This window comes from Streptomyces sp. NPDC057697 (genome assembly GCF_042799335.1).
Classification (GTDB): Bacteria; Actinomycetota; Actinomycetes; order Streptomycetales; family Streptomycetaceae; genus Streptomyces.
The window spans coordinates 14,357-36,182 of record NZ_JBHVJA010000020.1 but is presented as its reverse complement, the minus strand read 5'-3'; the positions used below and the strand labels follow the sequence as shown (position 1 = coordinate 36,182).

At 73.4% G+C, this 21,826-nt stretch carries 22 protein-coding genes, 1 pseudogene and 3 riboswitches; of the genes and pseudogenes, 6 read left to right on the top strand and 17 right to left on the bottom strand.

The window, feature by feature from the left end; all coding sequences use genetic code 11:
- Positions 1–129: 129 nt before the first annotated feature.
- Genes crcB through ACFVFH_RS33480 form a run of 3 tightly spaced genes read right to left on the bottom strand, consistent with a single transcriptional unit; the run spans position 130 to position 1,333 of the window.
- The gene (crcB, locus tag ACFVFH_RS33490; protein WP_383776018.1) at positions 130–504 is read right to left on the bottom strand and encodes a fluoride efflux transporter CrcB; all 375 of its coding nucleotides are present in this window, start codon (positions 502–504) and stop codon (positions 130–132) included.
- On the bottom strand, positions 501–848 hold the full coding sequence (locus tag ACFVFH_RS33485) for a DUF190 domain-containing protein (RefSeq protein WP_383776015.1): 348 nt from the start codon (positions 846–848) through the stop codon (positions 501–503). Before ACFVFH_RS33485 ends, crcB begins: the two co-directional genes overlap by 4 nt.
- Positions 845–1,333 (bottom strand): fluoride efflux transporter FluC, encoded by a 489-nt coding sequence (locus tag ACFVFH_RS33480; protein WP_383776012.1) that lies wholly within the window; start codon positions 1,331–1,333, stop codon positions 845–847. The genes ACFVFH_RS33485 and ACFVFH_RS33480 overlap by 4 nt, the downstream gene beginning before the upstream one ends.
- 214 nt (positions 1,334–1,547) lie before the next feature.
- Positions 1,548–1,612: riboswitch (Fluoride riboswitch) on the top strand.
- Positions 1,613–1,643: 31 nt separating this feature from the next.
- On the opposite strand from ACFVFH_RS33480, the gene ACFVFH_RS33475 reads away from it, so the two are divergent.
- The 3 genes from ACFVFH_RS33475 to ACFVFH_RS33465 are packed head-to-tail and all read left to right on the top strand — an operon-like array spanning position 1,644 to position 3,499.
- The gene (locus ACFVFH_RS33475) at positions 1,644–2,129 is read left to right on the top strand and encodes an inorganic diphosphatase (RefSeq protein ID WP_383776008.1); all 486 of its coding nucleotides are present in this window, start codon (positions 1,644–1,646) and stop codon (positions 2,127–2,129) included.
- A 31-nt stretch (positions 2,130–2,160) separates the two neighbouring features.
- Positions 2,161–2,949: a hypothetical protein gene (locus ACFVFH_RS33470; RefSeq protein ID WP_383776005.1), complete on the top strand. Its 789-nt coding sequence runs from the start codon at positions 2,161–2,163 to the stop codon at positions 2,947–2,949.
- A 4-nt stretch (positions 2,950–2,953) separates the two neighbouring features.
- Entirely contained in the window at positions 2,954–3,499 is a 546-nt protein-coding gene (locus ACFVFH_RS33465) for a SixA phosphatase family protein (protein WP_383776002.1), read from the top strand.
- 167 nt (positions 3,500–3,666) lie between these two features.
- On the opposite strand, the pseudogene ACFVFH_RS33460 reads toward ACFVFH_RS33465, so the two are convergent.
- The 9 genes and pseudogenes from ACFVFH_RS33460 to ACFVFH_RS33420 all read right to left on the bottom strand — a co-directional run.
- Positions 3,667–4,145: pseudogene (locus tag ACFVFH_RS33460) on the bottom strand (hypothetical protein); the annotation flags it as partial.
- 111 nt (positions 4,146–4,256) lie between these two features.
- Positions 4,257–5,012 carry a 2,3-diphosphoglycerate-dependent phosphoglycerate mutase gene (locus ACFVFH_RS33455; RefSeq protein WP_383775999.1) on the bottom strand — a complete coding sequence of 252 codons (756 nt, stop codon included), beginning with the start codon at positions 5,010–5,012 and terminating at the stop codon, positions 4,257–4,259.
- Positions 5,009–5,509 (bottom strand): inorganic diphosphatase, encoded by a 501-nt coding sequence (locus tag ACFVFH_RS33450; RefSeq protein ID WP_383775996.1) that lies wholly within the window; start codon positions 5,507–5,509, stop codon positions 5,009–5,011. The genes ACFVFH_RS33455 and ACFVFH_RS33450 overlap by 4 nt, the downstream gene beginning before the upstream one ends.
- Complete coding sequence (locus tag ACFVFH_RS33445) at positions 5,494–6,945, bottom strand: hypothetical protein (protein ID WP_383775993.1); 1,452 nt, start codon at positions 6,943–6,945, stop codon at positions 5,494–5,496. Before ACFVFH_RS33445 ends, ACFVFH_RS33450 begins: the two co-directional genes overlap by 16 nt.
- 21 nt (positions 6,946–6,966) lie before the next feature.
- Positions 6,967–7,031, bottom strand: a riboswitch (Fluoride riboswitch).
- 153 nt (positions 7,032–7,184) lie between these two features.
- On the bottom strand, positions 7,185–8,858 hold the full coding sequence (gene ettA, locus ACFVFH_RS33440; protein WP_383775990.1) for an energy-dependent translational throttle protein EttA: 1,674 nt from the start codon (positions 8,856–8,858) through the stop codon (positions 7,185–7,187).
- Positions 8,859–8,864: 6 nt separating this feature from the next.
- Positions 8,865–9,386: an NUDIX hydrolase gene (locus ACFVFH_RS33435; RefSeq protein ID WP_383775987.1), complete on the bottom strand. Its 522-nt coding sequence runs from the start codon at positions 9,384–9,386 to the stop codon at positions 8,865–8,867.
- 40 nt (positions 9,387–9,426) lie between these two features.
- A riboswitch (Fluoride riboswitch) is annotated at positions 9,427–9,490 on the bottom strand.
- The gene (locus ACFVFH_RS33430) at positions 9,490–10,746 is read right to left on the bottom strand and encodes an MFS transporter (RefSeq protein ID WP_383775984.1); all 1,257 of its coding nucleotides are present in this window, start codon (positions 10,744–10,746) and stop codon (positions 9,490–9,492) included. Its footprint overlaps the riboswitch before it by 1 nt.
- Before the next feature lie 141 nt (positions 10,747–10,887).
- Complete coding sequence (locus tag ACFVFH_RS33425) at positions 10,888–11,703, bottom strand: LuxR C-terminal-related transcriptional regulator (protein WP_383775981.1); 816 nt, start codon at positions 11,701–11,703, stop codon at positions 10,888–10,890.
- 111 nt (positions 11,704–11,814) lie between these two features.
- Entirely contained in the window at positions 11,815–12,291 is a 477-nt protein-coding gene (locus tag ACFVFH_RS33420) for an SRPBCC family protein (protein WP_383775978.1), read from the bottom strand.
- A 44-nt stretch (positions 12,292–12,335) separates the two neighbouring features.
- Here ACFVFH_RS33420 and ACFVFH_RS33415 point away from each other — a divergent pair, with 44 nt between their 5' ends.
- Entirely contained in the window at positions 12,336–12,989 is a 654-nt protein-coding gene (locus tag ACFVFH_RS33415; RefSeq protein ID WP_383775975.1) for a TetR/AcrR family transcriptional regulator, read from the top strand.
- A gap of 135 nt (positions 12,990–13,124) precedes the next feature.
- Here the strand turns inward: ACFVFH_RS33415 and ACFVFH_RS33410 are convergent, their stop codons facing one another.
- Positions 13,125–14,480 (bottom strand): peptidase C39 family protein, encoded by a 1,356-nt coding sequence (locus ACFVFH_RS33410; protein WP_383775972.1) that lies wholly within the window; start codon positions 14,478–14,480, stop codon positions 13,125–13,127.
- A gap of 175 nt (positions 14,481–14,655) precedes the next feature.
- Here ACFVFH_RS33410 and ACFVFH_RS33405 point away from each other — a divergent pair, with 175 nt between their 5' ends.
- Together ACFVFH_RS33405 and ACFVFH_RS33400 are read left to right on the top strand one after the other, a co-directional pair.
- On the top strand, positions 14,656–15,285 hold the full coding sequence (locus ACFVFH_RS33405; RefSeq protein ID WP_383775969.1) for a uridine kinase: 630 nt from the start codon (positions 14,656–14,658) through the stop codon (positions 15,283–15,285).
- A gap of 362 nt (positions 15,286–15,647) precedes the next feature.
- Positions 15,648–17,561, top strand: coding sequence for an AAA family ATPase (locus tag ACFVFH_RS33400; RefSeq protein WP_383775966.1), 1,914 nt, complete (start codon positions 15,648–15,650; stop codon positions 17,559–17,561).
- 201 nt (positions 17,562–17,762) lie between these two features.
- Here the strand turns inward: ACFVFH_RS33400 and ACFVFH_RS33395 are convergent, their stop codons facing one another.
- From ACFVFH_RS33395 to hisG, 4 genes are all read right to left on the bottom strand, one after another.
- Positions 17,763–18,878: a hemolysin family protein gene (locus tag ACFVFH_RS33395; RefSeq protein WP_383775963.1), complete on the bottom strand. Its 1,116-nt coding sequence runs from the start codon at positions 18,876–18,878 to the stop codon at positions 17,763–17,765.
- Positions 18,875–20,239 (bottom strand): hemolysin family protein, encoded by a 1,365-nt coding sequence (locus tag ACFVFH_RS33390; RefSeq protein WP_383775960.1) that lies wholly within the window; start codon positions 20,237–20,239, stop codon positions 18,875–18,877. The genes ACFVFH_RS33395 and ACFVFH_RS33390 overlap by 4 nt, the downstream gene beginning before the upstream one ends.
- A gap of 192 nt (positions 20,240–20,431) precedes the next feature.
- Positions 20,432–20,896, bottom strand: coding sequence for a PH domain-containing protein (locus ACFVFH_RS33385; RefSeq protein WP_383775957.1), 465 nt, complete (start codon positions 20,894–20,896; stop codon positions 20,432–20,434).
- 35 nt (positions 20,897–20,931) lie between these two features.
- Entirely contained in the window at positions 20,932–21,780 is an 849-nt protein-coding gene (gene hisG, locus ACFVFH_RS33380) for an ATP phosphoribosyltransferase (RefSeq protein WP_383775954.1), read from the bottom strand.
- Between the last annotated feature and the right edge of the window lie 46 nt (positions 21,781–21,826).

Genomic DNA, 21,826 nt, shown 5'->3' with positions numbered 1-21,826 from the left:
ACGACGGTGACGAATCCGCCGGTGCCGCGCCGGACGGGGCGCGGGATGAAGGCGTCGATGCTGCCGGTGGTGCCGATGTCGACCACCGTGACGAACTCCTCGCCTCCCGCCGGGAGTCCCGCGGCGCGGCTACCCCCACAGGGCCCGCGCGAGCGCCGCTCCGGTGAACGCGGCGCCGAGTCCGGCCACCACGCTCGCCGTGACGTTGAGCGCCGCGTAGAAGCGTGCCCCGTCCTCGGCCAGGCGCAGCGTCTCGTACGAGAAGGTGGAGTAGGTCGTCAGTGCCCCGCACAGCCCGGTGCCTATGAGGAGTTGCACCGCGGACGACGCGGCCCCGGCGGCGGCCGCGCCGGTGAGCAGCCCGAGGATCAGGCAGCCGACCACGTTGACGGTGAAGGTGCCCCAGGGGAAGAGGGTGTCGTGCCGGGACTGGACGGTGCGGTCGGTGAGGTACCGCAGGGGGGCGCCGATCATGGCGCCCGCGATCACGAGCAGCCAGTTCACTGCCCCTCCTTGTCACGGCCGGTGTAGCGGATGACCTCGCAGTCGTCGACGATGACGGCTCCTTCGGAGACGAGTTCGTCGAGCTGGGGCAGGAAGGCCCGGATCCGGTCGGGGACGTCGACGATCACGACGGCGACGGGCAGGTCCTCGCTCAGGGACAGCAGGCGCATCGTGTGGATCAGCGAGGAGGCCCCGAAGCCTTCGATGCCCCGGAAGACGGAGGCTCCGGCCAGCCCGGCCGTGCGGGCCCGGTGGACGATCTCGGTGAAGAGCGGTTTGTGGTGCCACACGTCGTTCTCGCCGACGAGGACGGTGACCCGCAGCGCGGAACCGGTGAGCTTCATGACTTCCTCCATTCGACGACACGGCGTGTCACGGTGACCGCGAGCCCGACCGAGCCGATGGCGGCGAGCAGCGTGAGGGCCAGGTAGGCCAGGCCGGTGCGCGCCTCGTCGCCCTGGACCAGGCGCTGGATGTCGGTGGCGTACGTGGAGAAGGTGGTGAATCCGCCGAGGACACCGGTGCCGAAGAAGGGGCGGACCAGCCGGTGGGCCGCCCAGACATCGGTGATCACCACCATGAACACGCCGATCACGGCGCAGCCGACGGCATTGACGATCAGGGTCGTCCACGGGAAGGCATGGTCCGCGGTGGGCCACAGCAGCGATGCCCCGTACCGTGCGGCCGCCCCCAGCGCGCCGCCGAGCGCGACCGCCGCCACCACGGGGCCCTGCCGCGGCCGCTGGTCGGTGCGGCGCCCGGGGACGAGGAGCTCGACATCCGGGTCGATCTGCTCCTCGTGCAGCACGGGGGTTCGGGGCTCTTCCACGTACGTCTCCTACTCGCCGGGCACACCCGTACAGGGATGCGCGTCGCAAGTAGGGACCGTTGGCGGCGTCGGTGCCGCGGTTCGGGTACGGCGGGCCCCACCGCCGTGCGGTGGGGCGAACCCAGCGCTCCGGGACAGCTTACCGGGCGCCCGGAGTGTTCTCCCGCCCGGCCCGGACCGGCAGTTGTACCGCCCGGCCGGGCGCGGGACACTGGACACATCGGGCGATGGGGCTCGCCGTAACCGCGCCGACGCGGCGCTGATGGCTTCTGCGTGATCCAGCCGACTGGCATTACGGGAGGTGGGCACGGTGCCCCGCATCACGGTCGAGGTCGACTCGACGATCGGGTCCTCCATCGGCAGGCACGGCGGTCCGGAGTCCGGGACGGGTGGGGCGCGGAGCCGGGCCGGGGGCTGGCCGGTGGGCGAGGGCCGGGTGGAGGACACCCTGGACACGGAGGGCCGGTCCGTGCGGACCATGGTCCTCATGCGGGAGCCCGCACGGCCGGGGGACGAGGTGCGGGCCTGGCCCGTGGCGGTGCTCCACCTCAGCGACGGACGGCACGACCTGGACGAAGTGGTCTGCGTGGCCGAGGAGGAACCCTTCGTCGATCTGGTCGACACCAGGGATCTGGGCCGCTGGCACGCGGAGCCCGCCGCGTGGGCGGCGGCGCTGGGCCGCCTCTCCCCCGGCACCGCGTACCGGGTCACCGGCTGCGGCAGCCGCAGGGAGGCCGACCGGCTGGTGGCGGATGCCCGGCACACCTACCTCCAGCTCACCGGCTGCATGGAGTGAGCCCCGCACGCGGAGCGAAGGGAGCCCGGCGGTGACGACGATCATTGACGGCCGTACGCGTCATGCGGTGGCACTGCCGTCGGCCCGCCACCGGTTGCTGCGGATGACTGTGCACCTGCCGATCACCAATGGCGCGCCGGGACCGGTCCACGCGCGGGTCCTCGTCGTCGCGGATGTGCTGGCGCGGACGCTGGAGGCGGACGGCCGCCAGCTGATCCGGGCCTGTGTGCTTCCCGAACCGTCGCCGGAGCGGGTCAGGGCGACGCAGACCTTCATGGACGCGCTCGGAGCGCATCCCCCGGCCGCGTTCACCGGCAGCGCCGAGGAGGCGCTCGACGTCCTGGGAGGCCCGGCGGATGTGAACGTCTTCGGTGACGGACGCCACGATGCCGAGGAAGGGGTGTGGGTGGAGGCGGGACGCGTGGACGGGGCCGGGGCGCAGGGCCTGACTCCGGCCAGGGGCGAGGATCTGCTGGCCGTCAGGCTGGCGCTGCTCGGCCATCCGTACCACTGCCCGGCCACGCTCGCTCCGGACGATGTGGCCGGTGCCGAGCGGACGCTCCTGCGCTGGCGGGAGCGGGTGGCGCACTGGGCGTGTTCGCCGTCGAAGCCGGTGCCGGAGCGGTTCGGCCGCGCGGCGGCCGAGGCGCTGGCCGCGGACCTCGGCACCCCGGCCGTCCTCGATCTGCTGCGCCGCGCCGAGGAGGCCGACGACATGCCGGAGGGCGCGAAGTTCGAGACCTTCGTCTCCCTGGACCGGATGCTCGGTGTGGAGGTCATGCGCGAGATCGGGCGCGGCCCGCTGGCAGGGACGGGGTGAGACGGTGACCGGACCACGACTGAACGTGCTGCGGCGACTGATCGTGCTGCGGCACGCCAAGTCGGCCTGGCCCGAGGGCGTGCCCGACCACGAACGCCCGCTCGCGGGCCGGGGCCGCCGCGACGCCCCTGCGGCCGGGCGGCTGCTGCGCGAGACGGGTCGCGTTCCCGATTTGGTCGTCTGCTCGGCCTCCCTGCGTACCCGTCAGACATGGGACCTGGTCGCGGCGGAACTGGGCGCCGCGCCGGAAGTGGTGTTCGAGCAGCGGGTGTACGGGGCGAGCGCGTCCGAGCTCATGGGCGTTCTGCGGGAGGTGCCGGAGCGGTGGCGGAGCGTGCTGCTGGTCGGCCACCACCCCGGGGTGCGGGATCTGGTCCTGTCCCTCGCGGGGAGCGGGGACGAGGAGGCGCTCGGGCGGGTCCGGGAGAAGTTCCCGACCTCGGCGGTCGCCGTCCTGGAGCTGCCCGGCCCGTGGGCGCGTCTCGGGCCCGGCGGGGCGGAGTTGACGGATTTCGCCGTGCCCCGAGGCTCCCGCGCCATGCCCCGGTGAAGCACACCCCGGCGGGTCCGGGGCGGGCGGGGCGGGCCGGGTGCGGACCCGCCGGGAGGGGCGGCGGACCGGCGGCCACGCCGCCCGGTCGTCCGGCCGTCCGCCAGGCGTTCGGCTGTCGCCCGTCGCCCAGGCGTTCAGCTGTCCCCGAGCCCGAAGGGGAGCGCCCGGGGGTGTGCCTCGGCGAGTTCGAGGAGCCGGTTGTACTCGGCGACGCGCTCGCCACGGGCCGGAGCGCCGGACTTGAGCTGCCCGCAGCCGGTGCCCACCGCCAGGTCGGCGATGAAGGCGAGCGAGACTCCGGTGATCGCGTTGGCGCCGAGCCGCGACTTGGTGTCCGTACCGTCCAGCGCGATCAGCTCGGCGTCCACCTCGGCCGCGGACGCGAAGTCGCGGCCGGCCAGGGCCCGCGCGATCTCGCCGTTGACCTGGACGACGGCCCGTGTGACACCCTGGCCCTCGAACCGGGCGGGGTCGGGTCCCCGTCCCGTAGTTCGACCGCCTCGCGGGTGCCCGTGGACACCCCAGAGGGGACCCCGGCCCGGATGTGTGTGCCGTCCGGGGTGATGAGGCTGACGGCGAGGGTCGGGCGGGCCCGGGAGTCGAGGATCTCCGCGGCACGTAGCCTGGACATGCGCAGTGACATGATGTGCGTCCTTCGCCGGTCGGCTGTGGTGCGGTCGGCCACGGTGCGGCTGTCGTCGATCGGCCGTCGTACGGGCGGCCGCGGTGCAGCTGTCGTCGTACCGCGGCGGTGTCAGCCGTGCCCCTCGGCGGCCACGGCCTCGGCGGCGGCCCTCGCCGCGCCGGGCTCCGCGTAACGCCCGCCGCGCACGGTGGGACGCAGCGCGGCGTCGAACCGGTAGTACAGCGGGGCGCCCGTCGGGATGTTCAGGTGCTCCGCCTCCGGCCCGGTGAGCCGGTCCAGGAGCGTGACCAGGGCGCGCAGCGCGTTGCCGTGGGCGACCACGAGCACGGTGCGCCCGGTGCGCAGCTGTGCGGCCAGCACGTCCGTCCAGTACGGGGCGACCCGCGCGACGACGTCGGCGAAGCTCTCCACGACGGGCGGTCCGCCGTCGGCCAGACAGGCGTATCTCGGGTCCTCGCGCAGGCGGGCGAGCGCGTCCGCCGCGAGCGGGCCGGGCGCCCCGGTGGGCGACCGGCGCCACGCCCGGTACCGCGAGGGGCCCGCTTCCCGGCGCACCTCGCGCTTGACGCGCCCGGTCAACGCCCCGTACTGGCGCTCGTTCAGCCGCCAGGTGCGGTGGACGGGCACCCAGGCACGGTCCAGGCGCGACAGCAGGATGTCCGCGGTACGGATCGTTCTCCGCAGTACCGAGGTGTGCACGAGGCCGGGTACGAGACCGTCGCGGGCCAGCAGCTCCGCGGCCCGCTCCGCCTGCCGCTCGCCGTGCGGTGTCAGCGGCACGTCGGCCCAGCCGGTGAAGCGCCCCTGCGCGTTGGTGGTGCTCTGCCCGTGCCGGAGGAGGATCAGCGTGCCCGGGGCGGTCACGAGGGCGCTCCGGTCTCCGCTCCGCGGGCGCGTGCGCGGGACGCCTCGATCTCCGCGTACGCCGCGTCCCGTCCCTCCCAGTGGGATCCCTCGACGGACTTGCCCGGTTCGAGGTCCTTGTAGACCTCGAAGAAGTGGGTGATCTCCAGGGTGTCGAAGGAGGGGATGTCGCTGATGTCCTGCACGGTGGCGTAGCGCGGATCGTGGGCGGGCACGCAGAGGACCTTCTCGTCGGGCCCCTTCTCGTCCTTCATGACGAACATGCCGACGGCCCGGCACTCGACGACACAGCCGGGGAACGTCGGTTCGCCGACCAGGACGAGGGCGTCGAGCGGATCGCCGTCGCGGCCCAGCGTGCCTTCGATGTAGCCGTAGTCCGCCGGGTACTTGGTGGAGGTGAACAGCAGCCGGTCCAGCCGGATGCGGTGCAGCGTGTGGTCCATCTCGTACTTGTTGCGGGATCCCCTGGGGATCTCCACCGTCACGTCGAACTCCATGGTGTCCTCCTCGTGTCCAGGGCCTGGCTCTTCGGTGCGTCGTCGGAGCCGGCGACGGGGACGGCGTCGTGCGGGGCCGGGAGTCCGGCGTAGATCCGCCCGTCGAGCAGCGTGGGGGCGCGACGCACCACCTCTCTCTCGGCGCCCACGGTCTCGTGCCGGGTGCGCCAGTTCTGCTTGCGCAGCACCTCGTCGATCTCCCAGCGCAGCAGCGCCGTCCGGCCGGCCAGCACCGCGTGCACCGGGCCTTCGCGCGCGCCCCGCCAGTTCAGGGCGTGGCGCAGGCAGATGCCGTGGGTGTGCGTGTACTCCTCGGCCCGTACGGGGTCCTGGAGCTGGGCGGCGAGCAGGGCCGTCTGTCCGAGCCCGGCCGTGCGCTGCTCCTCGCAGGCCCGGCAGCGCGGCGCGGACAGCAGGTCGGGGCCCGCGTCCGCGCGCCGTCTGCCGCCCTCGCCCAGCAGCCTGCGGAAGCGGCCGAACCGCGCGTCCCACTGGTCGCGGTTGGCGGCGAGGACGGCGGCGACGTTCGGCCCGCCGACGGCCGCCAGGTCATGGAGGTGGCGGGCGCACAGAACGGACTCCTCGCCCGAGGGCGGCCCGTGGGCGGTGGCCGCCGCCCATGTCGACAGGCGTCGTACGGAGCGGTGTTCGGCCAGGCAGAGCGGGCAGCATTCCAGGTCGGTGTCCGTTCGCCAGCGGCCGGTCACCGAGCGCCGCTGCTGCTCCTCCTCGACCGCGAGCAGCGGGTCGAGCCGGCCGAGGAGCACGTTTCGGACCGGTGCGTCCTCGTCGGCACCGGCCAGCAGGGCGAGTCCGTAGCGCCCGTCCCCCAGAAGCGCGGACCCTGCGTCGGCGAGCGGGGGTCCGTACGCCCGGGGCATACGTGCGGCCAGCACCGCCAGGTGCGGCAGGCACAGCGCGCCCTGCCGCACCGCGTCCATGACCGGGGGGTGGCCCAGGGCGTTCAGGAGCGTCCCGGAGGCCCGCTCGGCCGCGTCGTCGCCCGCCACGCAGCACGGGCACCGGGTTCGGCGGGCGTCCGGTGCGTCGAGCAGCCGGGTCCATCCGGCGAGCGCCAGATCGTGCACCTGGGGCATCAGCCACGAGGCCGAGGCGTCGGCGAGCAGGCGCCGGGTGTGGGCGGGGCAGAAGCCCGCGGCGGCCTCGACCCGGGCGCGGGTGTCCTGCTCCGTATGGGTCTCGATGACGAAGTACTTCAGCCAGCGCGCCGCGAACTCGTCGCGTTCCCGGCACACGGCGCACGGCCCGCCGTCCAGCAGGTGCAGGGCGTCGCTCAGCGCACGCGGGTCCCGGCCCCGCGCCCTGCCCCACCGGTGGCGGCCGTCCGCCCGGTCGCGGAGCGGGAGGCTCGGGCGCCAGTGGGCCGGGCCGGTCCCGGAACGCTGCGGGGGCCGGGGCTCGGTGGGTTCGGGCATGGCACCTCCTGGTCGCGGCTGTGACAACCAGGGACCGTCAGCGGTCGGCGACCGCGGTTGCGGTGAGCCCCATCACCGGCACGCTCGGCGTGCACTTCCAGTGTGCGCCTCCCGCACGGCCCCGGCAGCACGGCGGAGCCGGGGCGCACCCGATCGGGGGGTCCGGGGCCCGCCGCCGGGCGGCCGGGCACGCGCCGGAGGCCGTCCCGCGCGGGGCGGCCTCCGGCCGTGACGGGCGGTCAGTCCCGGGCGAGGCGGCGGTGGGTGCCCCGGCGGGGGCGGGCGGCGTCCGTGCCGAGGCGCTCGGCCCGGTTGGCCTCGTAGTCCGCGTAGTTGCCCTCGAACCAGAACCAGGTGGCCCCGCCCTCCCAGGCCAGCAGGTGCGTGGCGGTCCGGTCCAGGAACCACCGGTCGTGCGCGGCGACGACGGCGCAGCCGGGAAAGCCCAGCAGCGCGGTCTCCAGCGACGCCAGGGTCTCGGTGTCGAGGTCGTTGGTGGGTTCGTCGAGCAGCAGGAGGTTACCGCCCTGCTTGAGGGTGAGCGCGAGATTGAGCCGGTTGCGTTCGCCGCCGGACAGGGCGTCGACGGGTTTCTGCTGGTCGGCGCCCCGGAAACCGAAGGTCGCCACATAGGCGCGCGAGGGCATTTCGACGGGGCCGACCCGGATGTGGTCCAGCCCCTCGGAGACCGCCTCCCAGACGCTGCGTGTCCCGTCCAGACCGGCCCGCGCCTGGTCGACGTACGACAGGCGGACCGTCTCGCCCAGGCGCAGCAGCCCCGAGTCGGGCGGTTCCTGGCCACAGATCATCCGGAACAGCGTGGACTTCCCGACGCCGTTGGGGCCGAGGACGCCGACGATGCCGCCCCGTGGCAGGGAGAAGGACACGTCCTCCCAGAGCGCCCGGTCCCCGTATCCCTTGGTCAGGTGCTCGGCCTCCAGGACGAGGCCGCCCAGCCGGGGGCCCGGCGGGATCCGGATCTCCTCGGAGTCCGGTCCGTGGGCGCGGTCCGCCTCCGCGGCCAGTTCCTCGTACCGCCGCAGTCGGGCCCTGGACGGTGTCCGCCCTCCCCTGGTGCCCGAACGGATCCACTGGAGTTCGTCCGCCAGCCGCTTTTGCCGCTTGGCGTCCCGGTGGCCCTCGACCTTCAGCCGGGCCGCCTTCGTCTCCAGATACGTGGCGTAGTTGCCCTCGTACGCGCGGGCGCGGCCCCGGTCGATCTCCAGGATCCACTGCGCGACGCCGTCCAGGAAGTACCGGTCATGGGTCACCGCCACGACCGTGCCCGGGTAGTCCGCCAGATGCTGCTCCAGCCAGGCCACGGACTCCACGTCGAGGTGGTTGGTCGGCTCGTCCAGCAGCAGCAGGTCGGGCCGGGAGAGCAGCAGACCGCACAGCGCCACCCGGCGCCGTTCGCCGCCGGACAGCTCGCGTACGGGGGTGTCGGGAGGCGGGCAGCCCAGGGCGTCCATGGCCTGTTCCAGCCGGGATTCCAGGTCCCAGGCCCCGGACCGGTCGAGTTCTTCCTGCAACTCGCCCAGTTCGTCCAGCAAATGGCCCGACCGCTCGTCCCCGGCGTCGGCGTCGGCAAGGCGGGTGGTGATCTCCTCGTAGCGGCGGAGCCCGGCGCGGACACCGGCGACGCCGTTCTCGACGTTGCCGCGCACCGTCGCCCCGTCGTCCAGCGGCGGCTCCTGTTCCAGGATGCCGACACCGGTGCCGGGGGCGGGGAACGCGTCGCCCGCGACGGGCCGTTCGAGCCCGGCCATGGTCCGCAGGACGGTGGACTTCCCCGCTCCGTTCGGGCCCACCACGCCGATCTTGGCGCCCGACGGGACGGTCAGCGTGACATCGTCCAGGACCACCTTGTCGCCGCGCGCCAAGCGGGCCCCGCGCATCGTGTAGACGTACATCCCGGGTCACCTCCGCCGTCCGGCCGCCGGTGGTGCCGCCGCGTCGACCGGGAGGAGCACGGTCCCCGCGCCGTGCGGCCGTGCGGGGGCGGGCGCGTCCTCACCGGTCCTGTTCCGGTGCAGGGCACGCAGATCGTGGAGCAGGTTCTCCAGGGAGGGCCTGAGGTCCCGTTCCGGCAGGTCGTCCATCGGTACGAAGTACGGTTCGCGGCCGGGCTCGCACGTCCGCGGCCGGTCGGCGATCTCCTCGTCCGGGACGAGGACGATCTCCACCAGGCAGCGGCCGGTCCGCGGGTCGCGGATGTCCAGCACCACGGCGCAGTGCAGCGCGGTCACACGCAGACCGGTCTCCTCGCGCAGCTCGCGGCGGGCACAGGCGATCAGACCCTCGTCGGCCCGGACGTGGCCGCCGGGCAGCTTCCACACCGGGTGGCCGTCCTCGGTGCTGCGGACCAGCAGGACTTCGTCGCCCCGGAAGACGGCGACGGAGCAGCGGGTCTCCGGGAATCGTTCGGGGTCTCGCGGCATGGCACACCTCTGTGTCCGGGTGCGCCCGCGGGGGCGCACGGTGGATGCAGAGACCATCAGCGGGCGGTGCCGCGGTTGTGGCGAGCCTCATCGCCGTACGCAGTCAATCGTCGCCCGGTTCGATCCGGTCGGCAAGGCCGGGCGGCCGCCGGGCGGGCGGCGGGGGCCGACGCCCGGCGGCCCCGAGGCTCCTGCGCGTCGCGAGGAGCAGGGGAAGCGCCGCCAGCTGCGCGACGACGGAGAACACCACCAGCGCCGTGATCGAACGGCTGTACAGGACGCCCAGGACGACGCTGCCGACGAACCAGCAGATCCCGAAGCCGGTGTCGAACAGGCCGTAGGCGGAGGCCCGGTGCCGCTTCCCGGCCATCCCGGTGACCACGGACTTGACGATGGTCTCCTGCGCCGCCGCCCCCAGGCCCCACGCCATCACGCCCACCACCGCGAGCCCCGCGCCGCCGAGGAAGACCAGAGGGGCGAAACACGCCGTCAGGACCGTGGCCACCACCACCGTCAGCAGCCCGAACCGGTCGAACGCGCGGCCCAGCACCAGGGCCGCCACCGCCTCGGTCGCCATCGCGACGGAGTACAGGACCGGCACCCACGCCTCGGGTACGACATGGGCCCTGCCGAAGTGGTAGGCGATCAGCGGGTAGTCGGCGTAGGCCAGCGCGACGAGTCCCATCGCCGCCAGATAGAGCCAGAAGGCCCGGGGCAGCCCCGCCTCCCGGGGGAGGTCCTCCACCACTTCCAGGTCCGACGGATCCGGGTACTGCCACCGGGCGACCACCAGCACCACCAGGGTGAGCACGGCCGGAACGAGCAGCACGGCGAAACCGGCGCGGTAGCCGCCGCGCAGATGCAGCACCAGGGCGACGAGCAGCGGTCCGGCCATCCCGCCCGCCGCGTCCAGCGCCTCCCGTACGCCGAAGACCCGGCCGCGCCCGAGTTCGCCGGTGGCGTGGGCCAGCATCGCGTCGCGCGCGGGGTTGCGCATCGCCCGCCCGGTGCGCTCGGCGACGATCAGCACCGAGGCCGCCACCCAGTTGCCCGCCAGGGCCAGCAGCGGCACGACGGCCATCTGCACCAGGTAGCCCGTCAGGGTGATCGGCCAGTAGCGGCCCGTGCGGTCGGCCGCGTACCCGAAGACGAAGCGCAGCACGTAGCCCAGCAGTTCCCCGAGCCCGGCCACGAGCGAGATCACCAACGCTCCGGCGCCCAGGCTCCCGAGGAACGGCCCGGTGATGCTGCGGGCGCCCTCGTGCGCCATGTCCGCGAAGAGGCTCACGACGCCGATCAGCAGCACGAACCGGTACGCCGGGGAGCAGCCCCGTCGCCCCGGGAGTCTCCGTGGTCCCATGGGCCGCCTCCGCCTCCGCCCGGTGCCGCGGGAGGCGCGCGTACCGTCCCGCCGGTGCCACCACCCTCGCCGGTCGGCCGGTCCGGCGCCCGGCGACCGGCGTTCGGGCCGGGGCCGGGGACCGGGTGCGGTCCGGGTCCGTCACGGCTCCCGGTGCGAGGGGCAGGGGTTCGACAGCAGTCCGTTCAGCCGGGCGCTGTGCACGGTGGTGAGCCGGTCACGAGTGCCGAGCTTGCGGTAGATCCGCTCGATGTGTTTGTCGACGGTGCGGGCGCTGATGCCGAGCCGTCGGCCGATCGCGGTGGTGGTGAGCGCGTCCGCGAGGAGGAGCAGCACCGTCGTCTCGCGGGGCGTCAGCCCGTACGGCGCCGCGTCCGCGGGTGCGGGCGCCCGGCAGTCGTGGCAGCCCGAGGACGCCCCGGCCGCACCGGCACGCCACTGGCCGAGCAGGATGCGCTGCCGGTCCACGGCCACGAGGAGCGGCTGCACCTCGGCGCCGTAGGCGAGCGCCGCGGGGGCGAATCCGGTGTCCGGCCGGAACAGTACGTAGCCGCGTACGGGTGCGTACGCGCCGGGCAGCGGGATGCCGAAGGCGAAGCGCCGTCCGGGGGCGAAGCGGCGCACGTCACGCAGGCGCTGGAGGCGGCCCAGGGCGTCCGCCGGCCGGGGGCTGGAGTCCCCCGACGAGGTGTAGTACTCGGCGAACGGGCGGCCGAGCCTGATGAGCCGGCGGGCCTGCGGCTGGTCGAACTCGGATCGCGCCGAGGGGACCGTGACGACGGACATCGCGCCTTCGTCCGGCTGCCATTCGCTCTCCTTGCACACGGCGGCCTCCGCGTCGCACGCCCGCAGCAGCTCCGACAGGACGAGGGGGTGCAACGCGTCGGGGTCGCGCTCGTGCATGGTCTGGATCGCCAGGTCCCGCATCCTGCGCAGCTGAGCCGCAGTGCCGGTCATCGTCTCTCGCCCCCGCCTCGAACCGCTTCACCACCCGCTCCCGAGTCTCCCCCATGGGTGTGCACTCGTTCGCGCCGGTGACGGGGCCGGACCAGCCTCGTGACAGAACCGCTACGGGCCGGGCGGCGCCTCGGACCGCGCCGCCTCCTGCGCCAGCGCGGCGGCCAGCCGCCGCATCACCGTACGGTTGGCCCGCCGCACCACGGCCCGGACGACGGGGGCCGAGAGCCGGTCGGCGAGCGGGACGCGGATCCAGGCGTAGGTGAACGAGATACGGCTGCCGCCCGCGGCCGAGCCCTCGATCAGATACGTCCCGCACGCCTGCCGTCTCCCGGCCGCGCTGACGTTCCGCTCCACGATGCGCCGGGGTGCCTGCGCCTCGACGACCTCGATCGCCACATCCGTGCGCCGGCCGCCCAGCGTCGCCGTCACCGTCGCCCGGGAGCCGACGCCCCGGGCGGGGCCGCTGTAGCGCCAGCCGGTCAGGTAGTGGTCGGTGAACCGCTCGTGATGGGCCATCACATCAAGGAAGTCGTAGACCTGCTCGGGCGTCTGCGCCACATCGGTCGACACGATGACGGGTCTCATGTACCAAACGGTACAGCAGATGTACCACTTGGTACACTCCCGCCATGGAGACCAGCGGGGACCGGCGGGCAGAAGACGACGAAGGCCCTGGTCGGGGCGGTGACCGACGCGCACGGATCCTCGATGCCGCGGTGGACCATGTCGCCGCCCACGGCCTCGCCGATCTGAGCCTGCGCCGCCTCGGCGCGGGCATCGGCGTCAGCCATCGCATGCTGATCCACTACTTCGGCACCAAGGAACAACTGCTGGTCGAGATCGTCCGGGCCTCCGAGCGGCGCCAGCGCGACCTGCTCTCCCGGCTCCGCGCCGAACCCGGCCTCTCGCCCGCCGACGCCGCCCGGCACCTGTGGCGGCAGCTGACCTCACCCGAACTCGCCACCCGGACAAGGCTGTTCTTCGAGCTGTACGGGCAGGCGGTCCAGGGACGCCCCGAGGCGGCTCCGGTCCTGGACGGTCTCGTCACCGACTGGCTCGCCCCTCTCGCCGCCGCGGAGACCACCGGGAACACCGACCCCGGCACCGCCCGCACCCGCGCCCGCCTCGGACTCGCCGTCGTCCGCGGCCTCCTCCTCGACCTGCTCGCCACGGGCGACCGGGCCGGCGTCGACGCGGCGATGGAGGAGTTCCTCACGGCGTACTACCCGGCCGAAGCGGCCGATGGGCGCGCGCCTGACGGCGGCGGCACGGGCGAGAGCTGAACACCGGGAGTCCACGGCCGTTTCGGCCCCGGCCGCCCCGTCCGGCATCCCACGGCACCGAGCGCCCCCCGCACACGCCCCTCCGCCGCGGTGGCGTGGCCGCCTCCCGGGAACCGGCCATGCCACCGCGCACGCTCACAACAGGCCGAACGACCGCAGCACCCTGCGCTGGGCCGGAGTCGGCCGGGTGGGCCAGTACAGGTAACAGACCCCGCCCGTACCGCTCCTGACCTTGCCCTCCGCGTCGTAGCGCTTGGTGCGCAGCCAGATGTTCTCCCACTCCCTGCGCCGGTAGACCCGGCGCACGGCGTCGTCGTCCGGCGAGGCCGGGTCGTTCGCGATCACGTCGCCGTCCTCGGTGAACCCGATCACGGTCATCAGGTGGCCGGACGTCCCGTACCCCGCGCCGGTCAGCTCCTCCTTGAGGAAGGACTGCGACGTGATGACCGGGATGCCCGCGCGGATCAGGGTCTCCAGGTCGGCCAGCGAGCCGAGCCGGGTCACCGCCGCGCTCATCTCGTGGTACGTCGCGGCGTACGCGGCGTTGAACGGCCAGTTGCCGCAGCCCTCGTACTGGTAGTCGTAGGTGAACCGGGCGGCGTGGCAGACCTGTGGGTCGGCCAGGCCGGGCTTCACCCAGGCGAGGTCCTCGGCGGTCGGCCGGCGGCCCCAGTACTCGATGATCATCTGCGAGGAGGTGGGACTGCACCAGGCCTCGCCCCCGTTGTCGTACTCGGGGTACTGGCCCGCGTGGACGTTCTGCGAATAGCGGGGCACCCGCAGTTCGCGGGCGAGACGCGGGGTGCCGGCGGGCACGGTGAAGCGGTCCGGGATGTCGGAGGCCATCGCGCCGAGCCGCCGGACGGTGGGCGTCAGGCGGCTGCCGGGGGTGCGGTGGAGGGTCAGCCGCAGCCGGTACGAGACCAGCCGCAGGCCGCTCGCCGCGTCGTCCACCGAGAAGGTGTCGGTCCAGACGGAGCTCCTGCCGTCGCTCTGGTCGTCGACGGAGGTACGGCGGATGTCGCCGTCCCCCGAGGCCCAGCGGCCCATCACGTACCAGGGGGTCGAGGTGCCGTCCGAGTAGCGGCCCCGGAGCTCGATCTGGATCCAGGTGCCCGCGGGGGTGTGCGCGTTCCAGGAGGCGATCACCTCGGTCGCCGGGACCGCGGACCGGTGGACCGGCGAGGTCCAGGTCGCGTACTCCCAGGTGGCGGTGGTGCCGGTGTGCGGATCGGTGTAGTCGGTGCGGCCCTCGGCGTGACCGATCACCAGGCCGGGGCAGAGGCCCGCGACGGCCCGCGTCCCGGCGCCGGAGCCGGCGCGCCAGTCGGTGTAGGTGTGCCAGGCATGGTTGTCCACGGCGGGGCCCTCCGGCGCGGGGGCCGCAAAGGGAGCGGCGGCCGCCGGACCGGCGGACGACACCGCGCCGGCGGTGGCCGCCGCCGCGAGCGCGGCGGTGAGCACGGTTCTGCGTGAGGTCGGTCTGTTCATGGGCTGGACCCCCGGTGGTCGGCGGAATGGGGCTGCACGTGCACGACAGTGCGCCAACTATCGCGGGTCGTGGCCGGGTCCGGCCAGCGATTCGACCCGCGTCGATCGACCAATATTGGTCTGGTCCACTGGCGTGACCTGCTGCTGCTCCGGGGCGGCTCGTAGGCTGGTGGACATGAACGACCTCTCGCCCCTCGCCGCCCGGCTGCGCGCCCTGGCCCCGTCCTGCGGACCGGTCCGGCTGGTCGCCGTCGACGGCCACGCGGGGTCCGGGAAGAGCACCTTCACCGCGCGCCTGGCGGCCGCCCTCGACGACGCCCCGGTGCTGCACCTGGACGACCTGGCCACCCACGAGTCCTTCTTCACCTGGGTGGACCGGCTGCGCGAGCAGGTGCTCGCACCGCTGGAACGCGGTGAGCGGGCGCGGTACGCGCCGTACGACTGGACCGCGCGGCGGTTCGCGGAGCCGCGCGGCCTGGAGCCCGCCCCGGTGGTTTTGATCGAGGGGGTCGGGGCCGGACGCCGGGCGCTGCGGCCGCTGCTGGCCCGGCTGTTGTGGATGGACCTCCCCGCGGCGGAGTCCTGGGAACGCGGCCGCCGCCGGGACGGGCCCGCGCTCTCGGAGTTCTGGGACGGATGGACGGCGGCCGAGGCGGAGCACTTCTCGGCCGATCCCTCACGCCGTCATGCGGACACCCTGGTACGGCAGTTGCCGGTGGGATACGCGTTGCTGGACGGCCCGGGAACGGCAGCAGGAACGAACCATTCCGTCACCGAGCGTGAGCGTGGCACGGCGCCGTATTGAATGGTGAGAAATCGCCCGGCGAGTACCTCAACTCCGCTTGACCGGAGGGCGGTACAGGTCTTACGTTCTCAATGTGCGGCTTTTCGGAGCCCACCAAGGACACGAAGCCCCCGATTGTTCCCCCGTGATCGGGGGCTTCGTTCTGTCCTCAGATCCCCTCCCCCGCGCCGGAGCAACGGATTCCGCTCACCCTGGGTCACGGCGCTCCTTCGGCCTGCGCCGCTCTTAGTCGCACACTCCCTGCGCAGGTACGATGCCTCTCGGTGCGGTCAATTCCCGTCCGTGGCAAAGTGATTCGGCGCGCCCCGGTGGGCAGGATCGTGCGGCGGGACATCCTGGGGGCACGGTTTGTGGGGGACCAGATGGACAGCGGCACGCAGGGCGCACAGGCCCCGGCCGACCTCGCCTGGCTGCGTGGCGTGGACGCCTACACCATGGGCGCCTACCCACAGGCCGAGGAGGAGTTCAGGGCTGCGGTACGCCTCGATCCCGGCATGGCGGACGGCTGGCTGGGCCTCCATGCCCTGAGGGTCGACACGACGACCGCGCTGCTGCGCATGTACCGCCATCGCGAGCGCTTCGGCGAACAGCGCACCCGCCATCGGCGCACGCTCAACTCCTGGTACTGGCTGGGCTGGTGGGTGCAGCCGGTGCTGGAGAGCGCGCGTGATCTGCTGCTCGCGCACGCCTCGCACTGGCTGGACGGCCGCCATGTTCCCGAGCTGGACCGGGCGCTCGCGGGCCTGCCGCCGGTGGACGCGGACCCGCAGGTACGGTTCCTGCACGCCTGCCGCTCGTACCTGGTCAAGGACTGGGAGCAGCTCGTACGCAACACCGAGCAGCTGATGGACGATCCGCTGCTCGGCATCGAGGCGGGGCTCTTCGGCGGCATGGCGCGGGTGCGCCTGGAGATGTACGGGCAGGCCGAGCCGATGCTCGCCACCGCACTGATGCGCTGCCGCAGCGAGCAGCCGCAGCGCAAGGAGCTGCGCTACTGGCTGGCCCGCGCGCACGAGGGCACCGGCCGCAGCGCCGCCGCCCTGCCGCTCTACCGGGCGGTGCACCGCATCGACCCGGCGTTCATGGACACCTCGGCCCGGCTCGCCGCGATCGCGGACTACGACGGCCTGGAGGGTACGGACGAGGTCGCGGGGCTGGCCGCCGTGTCGCTGGCCGGGTTCGGCCCGGACGGCACCGCCGCGGAGTCACAGCCGGACGCGGATCCGCTGCTCGGCTCCGATCCGCCGGACGGGCGGGAGCTGCGGCCCGGCGCCGAGGTGCCCGGTCTGCCGGGCACGGGCATGCCGCCGCCCTCCGGCGGGGCGCGGCGCAGGGCCTCGGCTCCCGGTCAGCCGCCGTCCCCGTTCCCGGCGGGGCCCAGCGATCCGGTGCTGCTCGCCGAGGCGCTGGCCGAGCTGGAGCGGATGGTGGGGCTGGAGCCGGTCAAGCGCCAGGTCAAGGCCCTGTCCGCGCAGCTGAACATGGCGCGGCTGCGGTCCGGCCAGGGGCTGCCCGTGCAGCCTCCGAAGCGCCATTTCGTCTTCTCGGGCCCGTCCGGTACGGGGAAGACGACCGTGGCCCGCATCCTGGGCCGGGTCTTCTACGCGCTGGGACTGCTCGGCGGCGACCATCTGGTGGAGGCCCAACGGGCGGATCTGGTGGGCGAGTTCCTCGGCCAGACCGCGGTCAAGGCCAATGAGCTGATCGACTCCGCGCTCGGCGGGGTGCTCTTCGTCGACGAGGCGTACAGCCTCGCCAACAGCGGCTACAGCAAGGGCGACGCCTACGGCGACGAGGCCCTTCAGGTCCTCCTCAAGCGCGCGGAGGACAACCGGGACCATCTCGTCGTCATCCTCGCGGGCTATCCGGAGGGCATGGACCGGCTGCTGGCCACCAATCCGGGGCTCTCCTCGCGTTTCACCACCCGGGTGGACTTCCCGAGCTACCGGCCGCTGGAGCTCACCTCGATCGGCGAGGTGCTCGCGGCGGAGAACGGCGACGCGTGGGACGAGGAGTCCCTGGAGGAGCTGCGTTCCATCAGCGGCCACGTCGTGGAGCAGGGCTGGATCGACGAGCTGGGCAACGGACGGTTCCTGCGCACCCTGTACGAGAAGAGCTGCGCCTACCGCGATCTGCGGCTCTCCGGCTACGCGGCCGTGCCGGGCCGGGACGATCTGGCCACCCTGCGGCTGCCGGACCTGATGCAGGCGTACGGCGAGGTGCTGTCCGGCCGGGGGCCGGTGGACCGGGGGCCGCAGGAGCCGCCGCTCCTGTGAGCCCCGGCCGCCGGAGGACCGGCGACGGCACGGCCGGGGCGTGTGCCGAAAGTGGCGTCGTGAGCCCTAAGCGCGGGCCCGGCGGTGTCCGGTGCGTGCGACCGCACGGCGCGGGGCCGCCCCGACACCGGGTGCATCGGGGCGGCCCCGGCAACGCGGCGAGCGTGCGTGCCGGACACCGCCGGGCGGACGGGACTCTCGCTACACGCCCTGGCGGACCGCCGCGGTGAGCTCGCCGGAGCCGGTCGTCGTGCTCGTGGGCTCCGCCGCCCGGCGCGGTACCGCCACCCGGTGCGCGGGGTCACGGACCTCGCCGACGAGCATCTCCAGGACGTCCTCCATGGCGACCAGGCCGAGGATCCGGCCGGACGCGTCGGCGACCTGGGCCAGGTGCGTGGCCGCCCTGCGCATCACGGTCAGGGCGTCGTCCAGGGGCAGCTCGGCCCGTACGGTCGCCATCGGGCGCCATACGTGCTGGGGAACGGCCCGCTCGCCGTCCTCCAGGTCCAGGACGTCCTTGACGTGCAGATAGCCCATGAACGGGCCGCCGCCCTCCGCGCACACGGGGAAGCGCGAGAAGCCGGTGCGTACGGTCAGCTCCTCTATCCGGCGCGGGGTGACGGACGGGTCGACGGTCACCAGCGCGGCGCGGCGGAGCAGCACGTCGGTGACGGGCCTGCTGCCCAGCTCCAGCGCGTCCTCCAGCCGCTCCTGGGCCTCCGGCTCCAGCAGCCCGGCCTGGCCGGCGTCCTCGACGAGCCGGTTGAGCTGCTCGCTGGTGAAGACGGCCTCCACCTCGTCCTTCGGTTCGACGCCGAACATCCGCAGCACCAGCCGGGCGCAGGCGCCCAGCGCGGCGGTGACCGGGCGGCAGATCCGGGCGAAGCCGACGAGACCGGGGCTGAGCCAGAGCGCGGTCTTCTCCGGCGCCGCCATGGCGAGGTTCTTCGGGACCATCTCGCCGATGACGAGGTGGAGGAAGACCACGAAGACCAGGGCCAGGACGTAGCCCAGCGGGTGGACGAGGCCCTCGGGCAGGCCGACCGTCTGGAAGACCGGCTCCAGGAGATGGGCGACGGTCGGTTCGGCGACGGCGCCGAGGGTCAGCGAGCAGACGGTGATGCCGAACTGGGCGGCGGCCATCATCTGCGGCAGGTTCTCCAGGCCGTACAGCACCTGGCGGGCGCGGGCCGAACCGGCCGCCGCGAGCGGCTCGACCTGGCTGCGCCGTACGGAGACGAGGGCGAACTCGGCGCCGACGAAGAAGCCGTTCGCCAGCACGAGGAGTGCGGCGAAGAGCAGTTGGACCAGGCTCATCGCACGGCCTCCAGGACGTCGCGCGTCAGCGGGTCACCGCTGATGTCCTGCTCGGCCGTGCGGACGAAGCGGACCTTCTCGGCGCGGTAGTGGCCGACCTGGCGTACGGAGATCCGCCAGCCGGGCAGCTCGGCCCGGTCGCCGGGGGCGGGGATGCGTCCCAGCAGGTCGGCGACGAGTCCGGCCACGGTCTCGTACGGCCCGTCGGGGACGTCGAGTCCTATCCGGCGCAGGGTGAGCACCCGGCAGCTGCCCTCGGCGTCCCAGGCCGGGTGGCCGTCCTCGGGGGCGGCGGGGGCCAGTTCGGGCCGGTCGGCGCCTTCGGCGTCGTGCTCGTCCCTGACCTCGCCGACGAGTTCCTCGATGATGTCTTCGAGGGTGACGACACCGGCGGTGCCGCCGTACTCGTCGACCACGACCGCGATCGGCTGCTCCTTGCGCAGCCGCTGGAGCAGCTGTTCGACGGGCAGCGTCTCCGGGACCAGCAGCGGTGGCACGGCGATGCGTCCGGCCGGGGTGCGCAGCCGGTCCTGGGCGGGCACGGCGAGCGCGTCCTTGAGGTGGATCATGCCGATGACCTCGTCGATCCGCTCCCGGTAGACGGGAAAGCGGGAGAGGCCGGTGGCGCGGGTGAGGTTGAGGACGTCCTGTGCGGTCGCCGAGGACTGAAGGGCGCTGACCTTCACCCGGGGGGTCATGACGTGCTGGGCGGTGAGCCCGGCGAGCGACAGGGTCCGTACGAAGAGGTCCGCGGTGTCCTGTTCGAGGGTGCCGGCCTCGGCCGAGTGCCGGGCCAGGGAGACCAGCTCCCCGGGGGTCCGGGCGGAGGCCAGCTCGTCGGTGGGTTCGACGCCCAGCAGCCGCACCAGCCGGTTGGCCACGGTGTTCAGCAGGCTGATCACCGGCCGGAAGGCGGCGGAGAATCGGTGCTGGGGTCCGGCGACGAACCGGGCGACCTGGAGCGGCCGGGAGACCGCCCAGTTCTTGGGGACGAGTTCGCCGATCACCATCTGGACGGCCGAGGCCGCCATCATCCCGATCACCACGCTGACGCCGGGGACGGCGCCCCCGGGCAGCCCGGTCGCGGTGAGCGGGCCCTCCAGCAGCTGGGCGAGGGCCGGCTCGGCGAGCATGCCGACGACCAGTGAGGTGATGGTGATGCCGAGCTGGGTGCCGGAGAGCTGGAAGGAGAGCTCACGCAGGGCCTGGACGACGGTACGGGCCCGCCGGTCGCCCTCGGCCGCGGCGCGTTCGGCGTCCGGCCGTTCCACCGTGACCAGCCCGAATTCGGCGGCCACGAAGAATCCGTTGGCGAGGATGAGAAGGAATGCCGCGCTCAGAAGCAGCAGGGGGGTGGTCATGCCGCCGCCTCCGGGGAAGGGGCGGCGCAGGTACTACCGGACGATCCGTCCATTGCTGGAAGGAGTCACTCCTTGGGTCGCAGGAAAGCCCCGCCGGTCCCGGTTCTCCTGGACCTCTGGGTGCGGGGCGGGGTGCACGGGGCACCGCCGTCCTCCAGAGTAGTCAAGAACGGGCCGTACGGGGCAGGGGGCTCAGCCGTTGTCGGTACCCGTGCCGTGGTTCTCGGCGAGGGCACGCAGCGTGCGGGCGTCGCGGATGGCCTGCTGCTTGGCGATTCCCGGCTGGATGCCGAGGGCGGGCATGCTGGTGCCGTCGCTGAGGTCGAGGAAGACCCATGGATCGCCGACACGCAGGTTGACCCGGAGGATCTCGGCCCAGGACAGCCGGCGCGTCCGGGTGAGATTGACCACGGTCACCCCGTCCTCGTGCGCGACGACCTTCGGGCGGCTGAGCAGCGCGAGCACGCCGAAGAAGAGCAGCGCCGTGAAGACGAAGCTGGCCCGCTCCCCCGGGCTCAGTTGCTCCAGGGTCAGGGCGATGGCGGTTATCACGAGGAACATCGCCGCCCCCACGGTCAGCAGGACCACCCGGGTTCGGGTCGGCCGGAACGTGACCGGGAGGGTGGGGAGTTCGGGCCGGGGCGCGGGGGCGGACATGATGTTCTTCTGTCTTCCGGGTGGTTGCCCGGCCGTCAGAGGCGGCAGGCGTGGATGGCGGTGGTGAGGATGGCGCGGGCGCCGAGGTCGTAGAGATCGTCCATGATCCGCTGGGCCTCCCGGGCGGCGACCATGGAGCGGACGGCGACCCAGCCCTCGTGGTGCAGCGGCGAGATGGTCGGCGACTCCAGGCCCGGGGTAAGGGCGACCGCGCGCTCCAGGTGCTCGACGCGGCAGTCGTAGTCCATCATCACGTAGGAGCGGGCGACCAGGACGCCCTGGAGACGGCGGAGGAACTGCCGCACCTTGGGGTCGTCGTCGGGTGCGCCGGTGCGGCGGATGACGACGGCCTCCGACTTCATGATCGGCTCGCCGATGACCTCCAGCCCGGCGTTGCGCAGGCTGGTGCCGGTCTCCACGACATCGGCGATGACCTGGGCGACGCCGAGCTCGATGGCGGTCTCGACCGCGCCGTCGAGGTGGACGACGGAGGCGTTGACGCCGAGGTCCGCGAGGTGCTTGGCGACGATGCCCTCGTAGGAGGTGGCGATCGTCATGCCGTCGAAGTCCTGCGGGCCCTCGGCCGAGCCGGGCTTGGTGGCGTAGCGGAAGGTGGAGCGGGCGAAGCCGAGCTGGAGGATCTCCTCGGAGTCGGCTCCGGAGTCCAGCAGCAGGTCGCGGCCGGTGATGCCGATGTCGAGGCGGCCGGAGCTGACGTAGATCGCGATGTCGCGCGGGCGCAGGTAGAAGAACTCGACCTCGTTCTCGGGGTCGACGAGGACGAGTTCCTTGGACTCCTTGCGCTGCTGGTATCCGGCCTCATGGAGCATCGCCATCGCAGGCCCGGAGAGTGAACCCTTGTTGGGGACGGCGATGCGCAGCATGAGGTCAGGTTTCCTTTGCGAGGAGGGAGTCTTCTGCGGACGTGCG